We start from the raw sequence: 11,709 nt of genomic DNA on the forward strand, positions 1-11,709 counted from the left end.
GGCCCAACGAAGTCCACTATGGTTATCAGCAGCCAGCCCTGGCAGCGTAGACGAATCCACTAATTCCGCTGTCCGAAATCCCCGCAGCAGCCCAGTTTACTACGACCGCGGCGCGTCGGCCGGACTGTGTGTAGAACTGACTGGTCAAGCCTACGAGGACCTCGCCGAGTCGCTTCGTGCGTTTCTGGTGGCCGGGGCAATCAGGCTCTATCGATCGGCCAACGCGACCGGACCTGGATCACTTGCGAAATCTTCGTTTGCGAGCCTTGAGGAAGTGGTCGCCGCGTCGCCTGATCCCCATTCAATGCTTTTCCACCCGTCAGCGAACACCGACAAACACTTTGCTGGTGCCGAGGATGTGTTGCTTTGGGCCGGCGTAAGCGACCGCAGCGCGGCGCGGCAATTGGTTGAATCGGGAGACGCACGTTTACCCAAGACCCTGGTCGCGAGAATGAATACTGAACCAGCGCTCTGGGAGGCTTGGATCGATCGATACCGCCATTCGTCGAGCGAAATCGCTAGAGAGTTCAACGTAATTGATCCGAACCCAATCCCCGACTGGCCGACTGTCCGGCACCTCCTAGAGACAGAAATAATTCCCGGTACACGGGTATCTGTCGTGAATAGCGACGAGAGGGCTGACGATCGACCTGAGTACAAGCCGCGTTTCGATGAGACCACTGGATTGTGGTACGCAGCTCGAGACCTATCGACGATCTTCGTTTCTGGAAACGTGATGGCAAGAGGCTTAACTCTTGAGGGAATGACGACTGCGTTATTTCAGCGGGGATCAAGTAACCCATTTGCAGACACTCAGATGCAGATGCAGCGCTGGTTCGGATACCGCGGAGACTACATTGAGCTTTGCCGGATCTTCGCCACCCGACAGCAACTTGACCTATTCGGTGCCTATCACGATATCGATGAAGCCTTGCGTGAAGGGATTGCCGCCAAGATGGCCGGGCAGGCTCCATCCCCGATTGTGCTGCATGGCATGGACTTTCTCGCCACGGGGAAGATCGCGAACCTCGGCCGCCTTGCGTTGTGCCCAAGCGCAAAACCGTTCGTAACCATTGCCAACGAAGGCCGACTTGTTGATCCGAATGTCAAAACAGTGGCTGACCTTTTTTTAGGCGCGCCATCATCGGACGTCAACGTCGGCCGGAGCACGAGGGGTCGCGCACTCGACGAGACCATGTCGCTTACAGAAGCTGCGGACGTACTCGACAAGCTGGTGTACGAGTCCTACCGCCCGAGTGTGGAAAGTCGACTCGGAGATCTGTGGGCGCAAGTGCAGGCTCGTGTCGCGGCGACGCTGCCTCTCCCTGCAGGCACGCATCTCTACAACCCGCCCGGGTCTGCCTCTGGTAATTCGTCGCCGCCCCGGACCAACTGTCCGTTCGCCGTTGCGGCGTATCTGCGCCTTTGGGACGCATGTCTGACCCGACCTGTTAAGGGACTCTTTGTCACGGGCGTGCCATCGGGCAGATGGTCGTTGGTCGACCTGCGGAGCAAGCAAGCTAGCCAACCGAGGTTCACAGTAGGCATTCGGTACGGCGCTGGGGTGTCCATCGCTGACGGTGCGCTGGCGGATTTGGACTTCACGGTGCCGGCGACTACGAAGCGCGTAGGGTCAAACTTTGAGCTTGAGACGACCTGGGGTGCAAATGATCCGTCCGCGAGTTCCCTTGATTATCGCGGCGACGAATTTTTTGACTATTACCACCGCGACGAGCCGGTACCCCCGCATGCTGGAGAAGGTCCCTGGCGACCCGCCGGCTCTTTTGGTCAGATTCTGTTCTACATTAACCAGTTGCCGGGGCAAGCGCACCCTGTGGTAGCTGTTGGCGTATGTGTGCCCGCGGGTGGCCCAGAGCAATTTGCGGCAATCCGCGCAGGCTCGCTTGGTTCGGCGTAACGGAGTATCAGCCCGTGACGAACTACGAGGCAGTCCGCCGCTTGATCGAGAGCGTGCCGAGTGCAACCTCTCACCGAATCCGTGACATCCGGTGGGTAACTGAGGCACACATCATTGGAGTGTCAAGAGACCCCGATGGCCATATTGAGGTGTTTATGGCAGGCCCCGAACTGATCTCCACATCGGCGGCAGTTCGCGAAGCGCTCGAGTTCAGGACAGTGCACCGGGAAGGACAGCCGTCCTTCGACGCGAACCGGCTCGCGCTGCCAGTCCCTACGCATTTCGATCAAGTAGCGGCTTTTATCTGCACTGAATTATTGCGAAGCGGTGCGGATACCTCGCTTGCGGGGGCGTTCGCCGCGACCGAGCCAATCATCGAATTGGCAATTGAACGACTACTGGTCTTGGATCGAATAGTAGTCGGACTGCTGGGCGAACTTTTGTTGCTCGAGGCTCTTTGCCGACGCTCGACACCTACACACGTCGCACAACTCGTCGAATCGTGGGACGGTTGGAGGAGATCATCGCGCGACTTCACTCTGGGATCTCTCGGCATTGAGGTCAAGACGACCGCGGGCAACACCTCGTCCCATATCGTCGAGGGGGTCCACCAGGTCGAACGAAACACTATTGCTATGGACGGGGATGCCGAAGACCGCCTTCTTCTTGTGAGTATCGGCGTACAAGCGAATACGGGCGAAACGAACTCCGTCACGATCCCCGGGCTGGTGGACCGAATACTCGGGCGAATGGTAGACGCCGGGATGGACGAGACTGCGGTGGGCGCTTTCCTTTCCCACCTCGCGGAGTACGGTCGAGATTCTGGCGGTGGGTATGACCACAAAGAGAGAACTTCAAATGCTGCCTTTTCCAAGAGCTTCCTCACGACCTTCTTCCGTGCATATGACATGGCAGACGACGCAATTCAAGTTCTCCGTCGACAAGACGTCACGGTCCGCGCCCACGTCGATGTCGGCTCGGTGAAGTTTCGAATTGACCTCCCAGCGGCGGTCAGCGCTGAAAATCCAATGGTGGGCGCGAACCAGGTCGCTTTGGCCATACTTGATGAGCTTGCATAGAGTTGGAGCTGCAGGGACGTGCCCGCACGCGGACCGTTAAGCGGCTGGATCATCGGGGCTCGGCCCGATCCTCGCTCACGATGATGATGAGGCGTGGGTGGCAAGAGGCAGGAACGTGCCGGGGCGACGCCATTGCAACCACACGTCCAGCCATCTGGGATTGGTTGCCGGTCCCACACTTCGGACGAGCTCCGACATTCAAATGACTCGTTTCTCCTGCGCTTCCCGAAAGAGCCTCTGACTAGCTAGTCCGCGATCGGTGCCACTCCATGTATGAAGCACCCGGGCGGATTGCGCTTTCGGATAAGAGCAAAACAGGAGAGAGCCCTCCTGGTCCGAAATTTCGGTTCACGATTGGATCTGCAACTGCAGCGCTGGCTAGCGCAGTGCCGAGCACGACTTCCATCGTTGGACTGATCGTAAATAGGTGTCCGTCGAATCCCGCGTCATGTGTCGGGCAGGCGGCTAGCCCATTCGCCACGTCCAAGCGCTCGGCGCTTTCGCTATGTCGCCAGGCCTTTATATGACTTGCAATCAGCATCCGCGAAGGGGGCATCTCATTCTGGCGGAGACCCAAACCGCAGAAAACGCAGCCGAAACCGCCGTTCTCGAGAACCCTACGCGCGAACTGTTTTTGCCCCACGCGCGCTGAACCGATCATCGCGCGCTCGGTCTCGATCGGGTCCTCGCCGGGGTGTCCATCAATCCACCCTCGAAGCTTCTCCTCGATTGACTCCCGCAGGGCCGAAGACGAGACACGGTCAGCGCCAAGTACAGTTTCCATGGAATTAGACTCCCACCCCAGGAAGTCAGGTAGCCGTGCTTCATCGAGTCCAACAGCTCTCGCAGCACGGATAATGACCGAGTAGAGGTGTAAATAGTCGTTTAGGTCGCTGGAGGCGGTAAGAGCATTCCAGAGCAGTTGCTCATGCTTGGCCCCGTTCGCTCGTCGACCATCGAGATTCGCCAGCTTGAGAGCGAGGCTGCCGGGGCTGCGATTGGCGAGCATCGCTAGCTTGATGGTGGTGGGGTCGGACTCCCGGATATTTACTTTGCCGGAGGCGTTCGGATGGCCGACCAGACCCAGACCGAAACACAGCAGCGTCTCGATCGGGACAAAGGGTTCTTGCTTTTTGCCCACTGGAACGGCGACTCTCCTCAAAAGAGAGAGCCATTGACCGCGCGCGTCCGCGTCCGTCAGGAGTAGGTAATCCCGTAATTCCAGCATTGGTTCCCGTCACATCACCGGTGAATCAGATACATGGCGTTCGTCCTTTAGCGCCTGCGAAGCAGATCACTAGGCTCGCGGGTCGACCGAATACTGCTGCGTCTCCGGTCTTCCGGGCTTGACCGCCGGGTAGTGAAACTCGCGCAGCCCACGTCGGACTGCCCGCCAGATAATCGCGTACAGCAAGATGACGCCGAGCATGAACACCCCCGCCGCCACCGCAAGCGACAGGATGATTCCGACCATCGAGCCGCTGAGCATCGATGATATACCGGGCTCGTACTGACTGAACATTCTTCGACATTAGTGACTGCGGCGCAACAATCGCGCACCCCAGTTCGGGACGCGAGACTACGCAGCGAGCGCGTGCTGCCTGTCCGCAGCGACATCCTCGGCGGCCTCGCTCAGCGTGCCGTCCTCGTTCATGTGTAGCGTCACCGACGGGGTCAGCTCCGGCTCCACACGGGTGCGCGCGATCAGGAAGAACACCAGCGCGACGATGATCGCGGCGGCGAGGGGCATCCCCAGAAGGAGCAGGCCGTCAGCCAGCGAAAATTCCAACATGTGATCTCCCGTTCTCGAGCCCCGGTGGGGACACTTTTCACGGTATCCGCGGCGCTGGCGCTGGGCGATCCCCAGTCGGGGTGGCGCCGGTCCGGGGGTGGAACGGTTACTCTTCCGAGGGCTGGGCGAGAACCGGCGTGCACGGCATCGGCACGGTCGCAATCACGGTGGCGACCGCGACCACCAGCACCGCGACGAAGACGGCAGCCGAGCCGGCGGTGATCGTCGCGGGTGGGAGGTCTGCGGCATCCACTGGTCAAAGCTGGAGGGGTTTGCGCAGGTATCGGAACTCCCGTGTTGCCGATGCGAGCGATGACATCGGAACGATCACGGCGCAAATAGACGAATCGGATGATCGCTAACAGCAGGAGTCCGAGGAAGATCCACGGCAGCACTTTGAGGGCACCCCTGCAGCGCTCGTCGCCGGGCGATCCACCCTCACCGGCAAGCACCTCGGGGCCAACGTCGAGAGCTAGCCGATCGCGCGTCGAGAGGAGGCCGCGTACCTCCCGCTCTCAAGCATGCCGTCAGGGGATCCACACCGTCTCGGTGGAGACGCTGATGCTCGATACCTCGCCGGTCATCGATGCCCAGAGCTTGATGTCGTCGCCGGGCTGCTTCTGGTACGGCTTGCCATCGCGGTCATGGCAGTCGAATCCGACCTCTACCTCGAACGAGACCCCGATGCCGTAGGTGTGGCCGCCCTGAAGTTGCAGCAGCACAGAGAGATCGTCGAAGGCGTGGTGGTCGCTGCGTATCGCGGTTCCTCCATGCCCGCTCTCGCGATACTGGAAGAGCACCCGAGACCCGAACGGTCGCAGCAACTCCCATTGCCCGGTCGCCGGGCTGATTTCCCAGCCCGAAATGTAGACGGTGCCGCGGTAGGAGAAGTTCGCGAAACCGGCAGACGGACCAACGAGATACCACCAGCGGCTCTCGGCCACCAGATCGACGTGGGCACTGACTCGCACCGTCGAGAGCGAGTTCGTCGGCACGATCCGCACGCCGACACCCGCAGCACCGGTGTAGCTCGGGTTCAACCCCGACACGTTGGTCCAGCTGAACAGGCGCCCGGTCTTCTCTGACGCGCTGCTGGCGGTCGGCTGCGGATCGGTCCACCGGTAGCGATAGCGGTGATCGGCAGGCGGTGCGGTGATCCAGTACGTCGCCGGGTCTGCATCCGCGGGAATGTAGAGACTCGACGGCCAGGCCAGCGTGAAGATCGGCCGGTCGATGACGTATCGATCGAGGAGGGCATCCCGGTAGGTCAGCAGCGGATCGATAACTCCGGGGCCGTCGAGGGTATGACGCTCGAGCTCTCGATGGACCGTATCCAGAGCACCGTGATACGACCTACCCAGCGAGCTTGCCGGTCCGCCGGCATCATCGTGGATCACAGACTCGGGAGATTCTTCGCTGGCAGCCGACATGGTCGCGCCTTCTTCCTCATAGTGGAGTGAATGCGAACAATTGCTGGCAGCAGCGTAGCGCGCAGACTCGTCTTCGGCTAGGCATAATGTGGCCTGATAGTCCGTCGATTCGGAGGTCTGGGGGCAGTGCCGAGCCAGCAGCGATGGTCGCGGGTGAGAGGTCAGCGGCATCCCCCTCCCCGAAGGGGTGAGGTAGGAGCCGACCCGGGTGCGCGCTATGAGCACGAAGACCAGTGCGACCACGATCGTGGCGACGATAGGCATGCCCAGCAGGCCCACGGCCTCTCACCGCCGCGGCAACCGCGGGCTCAACGTCGGAGGTCGGCGAACTCCGATGCGATGCTGTCGATCACGGCATTGTCGAGCTGGGCCTCAGCGGCGAACTCGGGCCAGGCGTCGAGGGCGTCAGCAACTGCGCTGATGGCTTTTTTGGCGCCGGGAATTGCGAATCGGTCTGCCACGGCCAGCAGATCGGCGCGACTGATGTCGTGGAACTTTCCGTTCACGCTCATCAAATGCTGGTTCGGCCACACGCTCTTCGCGTCCCGCGCGTAGGTCACGTCGTAGGCGGGAGCAAGCTCCCAGTTTCCGTTCTCGCGCAGGAGAAACGAGTGATTTTTGGAGTGGTCATCGTGATTGGCGGCCGCGACGTTGAACGCCATCCGTCCAAAAATCTCGGTCATTGCCTCCTCACCGAGCCCCAGTTGCTGGGCGGCGGTGAACAACTGTGAGTAGTCGTTGGTCTCTCGCAGATTGAAGTCGACCGCGCTCAGGCCACACAGCGACTGCATATGGATGCGGGTGTTCGGCTCCCGATCGAACCTGCGGGTCAGAAAGTGGCTTCGACCGTTCTCGGCGAGCAATCTCGTAGGTGCCATGGTGAGGCCCGCCGCTCGCACCATCAGAGAATATGCGTACTCAATCCGGGTGTACTGCTGAGACTCCCCGAGCTGGCGGTCGGCGCCCACACCGTCGAACTTGAGGAGCCACGCCTGCTCTCCCGGGCCCGGCATCGTGTGACCCGCCCGTATCTCCTGGGTTGCGTCATTGATGTTGACTACAGCCTTCGCGCGGGCGCCACCCGCGCTGGTACCCACGGAAATGATCTGATGGAGCAGTTCGCCGGTCTGCACCTCATCGGCGAGAGTGCCAGCCATGACCGCTCGCGCGGCCTCGATCAGCCGCCCCAGATCGAGAGCAGTCGGATCCGGTGCATTCGGACCCCGATCCGGCACGAACTCCAGGGCTCCCATACCCCGGCTGCCGAGGTAGGCGAGCCTGTCGAGGGCGCTGATCTCGGATCGCCCAACGCCCTGCGTTGCGAGCCAGGCGTCGACGATGCTGTTGCCGAACCTGTCGGGAAGCGCGTCGGCCAGCATCGGAGGTAAGCCGTAAAAGGTCTCGTCGCTGAGGCTTCTGAAGCTGAATACACCGCGCCGATCTGTGGTGGGCATGAGCAGGGGGCTCAGCTCGATCGCGCCGCGTTTCCACTCCGGCGAGTATTCGAATCCGTACCCACGAGTTGTTCCGCTGACTGCACCAACCCTGGTGCCCCAGATCCTGACCTCGACAACTCGTGCAGACTCGTACACCACGGGCTATGCCCCCGGCCCCTCGGGAACCTGGGGCTTTTTCTGTCGCGGCTTCGAAACACGGTGTTGCGTGCGACGCGCCTCGCGCTGCGCATCGGCAAGAACCTGCAACGGGGTCGGCCCGACCTCGGGCATGATGCTCTCGAACGCATCAGAACGATCGAGCGCACGCAGCACTGCGAGCATCGTGCGCAGCCGGGTGCCCCGCCCCTGTTCCAGTGCCTGAATGGATGACCGGGAGAGGTTCGCCCGGTCGGCGAGCTCGACCTGTCCTAGCCCGGAACTGATCCTCAACTGGCGGATCGCATCGCCGATCTCACGTTCCCACTCTCCGATCGTGACGTTGGAGCTTGCGATATCGATCATTGTTGCCATAAATCACTATAAAGCTTGCTATATCATGCACACAAGGGCGCCGCTGACGAGAACGACCAATCCCCGCCCAAGCTGTGCGCCGACAACCTTGCCCCCGGCATCGCGCTCGAGGCTGGCGCAGTCGCGATCACCTACCTGCGGGCCGCGAAAACGAGCAAACCCTGACCGATCGGATGTTCCGCAGGTCATCCTGAGCGGAGCCGTTCGGTCGCGACCCGCCTCGAAACTCCACCTTCTACGCCGTTGCGCGGCAGGAACGTCGCGACTGGAGTTTCGGCCGGGTTCGTGGACGCTCGGTGCCGCATACCTCCCGAGCCTCAGTTCGCGTCCGCGCCAGTTGCCACATCCGCGGGCTGGGCGAGCACCGGCGTGCGCGGCATCGCCACGGTCGCGATCACGGTGGCGACCGCGACCGCCAGCACCGCGAGGAAGACGGCGGCCGAGCCGGCGGTGATGGTCGCGGGTGAGAGCTCGGCGGCATCCCCCTCGCCGAAGATGGAGTTGGCTATCGCACCGAAGATGGCGACGCCGATCGCGCTGCCGATGGAGCGGGCGAACAGGTTGGTTCCGGTGACGACTCCACGCTCATCCCATCCGACACTCGACTGGGCGGCAATCAGGGTGGGCACGGCCACGAAACCCATGCCGAGACCGACGATGAAGCAGCCGATCGCCACGATCGCGATCGACGGGGTGGCCGCGAAGAGCGCGACGGTGAGGGTGCCGATCACGACCAGACTGATGCCGATGAGCCCCGTGTTCTTGAAGCCGATGCGCAGGTAGAGGCGCCCGCAGAGCGCCGCCGCGATCGGCCAGCCGATGGTGAGCGCACCGAGGGCGAGACCGGCGACGAGGGGCGGGGCATCCACCGACCCTTCGAGGTACGTGGGCACGTAGGAGGTCAGGCCGATCAGAATCGCGCCGACCCCGAGACTGACGAGGGTGGTGGTGAGCAGCAGCCGGCGTGAGAACACCCACAGCGGCAGGATGGGCTCGACAGCCCGTTGCTCGACGAACATGAACGCCAGCAGCACCAGCCCGCCGATCGTGAAGGCGCCGATCGACTGCGGAGAGTTCCACGCCCAGGCCTGCCCGCCCTGGAGCACCGCGAGAATGATGAGGGTCAGTGAGACGGTCAACAGCACCGCTCCGAGATAGTCGACCTTATGTCGGCGCGGCTCCACCTTCTCGTGGAACGACCTGATGAGCGTCCATCCGGCGATCACACACAGCGGGATGTTGATGAAGAACACCCCGCGCCACGCGTCGAGCTGCGAGAAGATGCCGCCCAGCAGCGGGCCGACCACCGACGAGATGCCCCACACGCTCGCGAGGTAGCCCTGCACCCTTGCGCGCTCCTTCAGCGAATAGATGTCGCCCACGATCGTGATCGCCATCGGCTGCACGGCCCCGGCGCCGAGACCCTGCACCGCGCGGAACGCGATCAGGGCTGGCATGCTCCACGCGAAACCGCACAGGATCGAGCCCAGCAGAAACAGGCCGACACCGATCAGGATGATGGGCTTGCGCCCCACCACGTCAGACAGCTTCGCGTAGATCGGCACGGTCACCGCCTGGGCCAGCAGGTACACGCTGAACAGCCACGGAAACAGCGCGAAATCGCCCAGGTCGTTCACGATCGTCGGGATCGCGGTGGCAAGAACCGTCGAGTCAATCGCCACCAGCCCGGTCGTCACCATCAGCGAGATCAGGATGGGGCCGCGCTCGGAGCGGAAGCCAACGTCGGAGGTCATTACTGGTGCAAGCACTGCCAGAGGCGCGGCATTCCCTATTCGAGAACGTTGATCGCAAGCCCCCGAGCGGCCTTGGCTAGCCGAGCGTCATTGGTCCACAATTCGTCGCAACCCGCGAGTTGAGCCGCGGCCAGATGGAGCGCATCGGGGGCACGCAGGCCGTGACGAGCCCTCAGCTGGGCTGCTCGCTGGAACTGGTCCTTGCCGAGGTCAAGAATGGTGAACTGCTCGAAAGCCCTGAGATACAGGTCGTGGAGCGCGAGGTTGTCGTCTCGTAATGGCCCGACCAGGCATTCCATGGTGACGAGATGGGTGACGACGATCTCCGCGTCTCCCGCACCTGCCAATCGTTGGCGAACCGCGGAACCGCGCTCGCCCTCATCCTCGACCGCATAGATCACGATGGAGGAGTCAAGGTAGATCACTCCCACCCAGTTCGTTCGGCCGCGATCTGCGCATCCAGGTCTTCCGCACTGCGAGTGGCATGTGGCGGCACGTGATTCACCGTCAACCATTCGGCGGCGCGCGCCGCGGAGTGCACCTCGGGCTCGATCGCGACGAGTCGCGCCACCGGCACACCCCGCTTGGCTATGACAACCTCTTCGCCGGCGCTCGCTGCCGCCACCAGTTGCGACAGGTTGTTGCGCGCGGCGAGGATGTTCACGGTCTCCATGTACCCCATTATGGCTAGGAGTTCTAGCCATGTCTACGCTCTCGAGACCTTTCAGCTTCCCGTGACAGCATGACTGCATGCTCGATCCGAACTGGGCCGCGACCCGGCCGCTGCTGTGGATCGCGCTCGTGGTCATGCTCGTGCTGCTGGTGCTGCGCACCATCCGCAAAGACCGTCGCGAATACCAGCGCTTCAAGCGGTACCGCGGCACCGTGAAACGGCAGGCGACGTTCCGGCGGTGGCTGCGGGAATCCTTCCTCACGTTCGGCGGGCTGTCGATCGCGCTGCTGCCGCTCGCGGGCTCGTACGTCGGCCCGCTACTGGCTGAGCTGCAGGGCATCGACTGGGTTCGCGGCATCCGGAACTTCCTGGGCGGCTACCTCTGGATCTTCGCCGTCGTGGCGCTCGCCTTCGTCGTGCTCACCTGGCTCGGGGTGCGCGCTGCCCGGCGAGAAGATGCGGGCATCACGTCGGTCGGAGACATCCAGGCGATGCTGCCCCGCAACCGGCAAGAGGTGCGGCTCGGCGCCCTGCTGTCGATCAACGCCGGAATCGTGGAGGAGCTCGCGTTCCGCCTCGCCATCCCCGCCCTCGTCTTCGGCGCGAGCGGCAGCGCGATCGCCGCCGTCGTCGCCTCGGTGCTGCTGTTCGGCGCGCTGCACCTCTACCAGGGCGCCGCCGGCATCATCGGAACCACCATCATCGGCGCGTTCATGATGGCGCTCTACGTCATCTCCGGCAGCATCGTGGCACCCATCGTGCTGCACGTGCTCGTCGACCTGCGTTCGCTCGTGCTGATCCCGGTCGCCGTCATGGGAGTGCATAAAGTGGATGGCCGCAAGCAGCCCTGGCTGCCGGCCAAGCCGCGCACCCCGCGTCCGGCCGAGGCCGCGCCCGCCGAGGCCGCGCCAGCCGCCGAGGCCGCGCCAGCGCAGGCCGCGCCAGCTGCCGCCGAGGCCGCGCCGCAGCCGCCCGCGCGTTGAACCGCGGCTCGCGCGGCGACATCCACTCTCCCCCGGTGTGAGAGCGCAGTTTCCGCCGTTACAGGTCGACAGAAGGGCAGAAACTGCGCTTTCAACGGGGAATTGGCGCGCGA

General features: G+C 62.8%; 13 protein-coding genes. 3 read left to right on the forward strand and 10 right to left on the reverse strand.

Features of this window, described 5'->3' with window-relative positions:
• A partial coding sequence (locus IWX81_RS09035; protein WP_334593663.1) for a Z1 domain-containing protein occupies positions 1-1,918 on the forward strand: 1,918 nt, incomplete at its 5' end.
• A 14-nt stretch (positions 1,919-1,932) separates the two neighbouring features.
• A complete protein-coding gene (locus IWX81_RS09040) occupies positions 1,933-2,997 on the forward strand; it encodes a PD-(D/E)XK motif protein (RefSeq protein WP_199281012.1) in 1,065 nt (354 codons plus the stop codon).
• A 241-nt stretch (positions 2,998-3,238) separates the two neighbouring features.
• Here IWX81_RS09040 and IWX81_RS09045 read toward each other — a convergent pair whose 3' ends face one another.
• From IWX81_RS09045 to IWX81_RS09090, 10 genes are all read right to left on the reverse strand, one after another.
• The gene (locus tag IWX81_RS09045; protein WP_199281013.1) at positions 3,239-4,138 is read right to left on the reverse strand and encodes an HNH endonuclease signature motif containing protein; all 900 of its coding nucleotides are present in this window, start codon (positions 4,136-4,138) and stop codon (positions 3,239-3,241) included.
• Between the two features lie 156 nt (positions 4,139-4,294).
• Positions 4,295-4,519, reverse strand: a complete 225-nt coding sequence (locus tag IWX81_RS09050; protein ID WP_199281014.1) for a hypothetical protein — start codon at positions 4,517-4,519, stop codon at positions 4,295-4,297.
• A gap of 57 nt (positions 4,520-4,576) precedes the next feature.
• A complete protein-coding gene (locus tag IWX81_RS09055) occupies positions 4,577-4,789 on the reverse strand; it encodes a hypothetical protein (protein WP_199281015.1) in 213 nt (70 codons plus the stop codon).
• A 106-nt stretch (positions 4,790-4,895) separates the two neighbouring features.
• Entirely contained in the window at positions 4,896-5,042 is a 147-nt protein-coding gene (locus tag IWX81_RS09060; protein WP_199281016.1) for a hypothetical protein, read from the reverse strand.
• 274 nt (positions 5,043-5,316) lie between these two features.
• Complete coding sequence (locus IWX81_RS09065) at positions 5,317-6,483, reverse strand: hypothetical protein (RefSeq protein ID WP_199281017.1); 1,167 nt, start codon at positions 6,481-6,483, stop codon at positions 5,317-5,319.
• A 44-nt stretch (positions 6,484-6,527) separates the two neighbouring features.
• Positions 6,528-7,814, reverse strand: a complete 1,287-nt coding sequence (locus IWX81_RS09070; RefSeq protein WP_199281018.1) for a type II toxin-antitoxin system HipA family toxin — start codon at positions 7,812-7,814, stop codon at positions 6,528-6,530.
• A gap of 3 nt (positions 7,815-7,817) precedes the next feature.
• Positions 7,818-8,186 (reverse strand): helix-turn-helix transcriptional regulator, encoded by a 369-nt coding sequence (locus IWX81_RS09075; RefSeq protein ID WP_199281019.1) that lies wholly within the window; start codon positions 8,184-8,186, stop codon positions 7,818-7,820.
• Between the two features lie 317 nt (positions 8,187-8,503).
• Positions 8,504-9,940 carry an MDR family MFS transporter gene (locus IWX81_RS09080; RefSeq protein WP_199281020.1) on the reverse strand — a complete coding sequence of 479 codons (1,437 nt, stop codon included), beginning with the start codon at positions 9,938-9,940 and terminating at the stop codon, positions 8,504-8,506.
• Between the two features lie 35 nt (positions 9,941-9,975).
• On the reverse strand, positions 9,976-10,365 hold the full coding sequence (locus IWX81_RS09085) for a type II toxin-antitoxin system VapC family toxin (protein ID WP_199281021.1): 390 nt from the start codon (positions 10,363-10,365) through the stop codon (positions 9,976-9,978).
• The gene (locus IWX81_RS09090) at positions 10,362-10,613 is read right to left on the reverse strand and encodes a type II toxin-antitoxin system Phd/YefM family antitoxin (protein ID WP_199281022.1); all 252 of its coding nucleotides are present in this window, start codon (positions 10,611-10,613) and stop codon (positions 10,362-10,364) included. The genes IWX81_RS09085 and IWX81_RS09090 overlap by 4 nt, the downstream gene beginning before the upstream one ends.
• Before the next feature lie 77 nt (positions 10,614-10,690).
• Here IWX81_RS09090 and IWX81_RS09095 point away from each other — a divergent pair, with 77 nt between their 5' ends.
• The gene (locus IWX81_RS09095) at positions 10,691-11,596 is read left to right on the forward strand and encodes a CPBP family intramembrane glutamic endopeptidase (protein ID WP_199281023.1); all 906 of its coding nucleotides are present in this window, start codon (positions 10,691-10,693) and stop codon (positions 11,594-11,596) included.
• The last annotated feature ends 113 nt before the right edge of the window (positions 11,597-11,709 follow it).

The organism is Salinibacterium sp. CAN_S4 (genome assembly GCF_015752305.1).
In the GTDB taxonomy this organism is placed as follows: Bacteria; Actinomycetota; Actinomycetes; order Actinomycetales; family Microbacteriaceae; genus Rhodoglobus.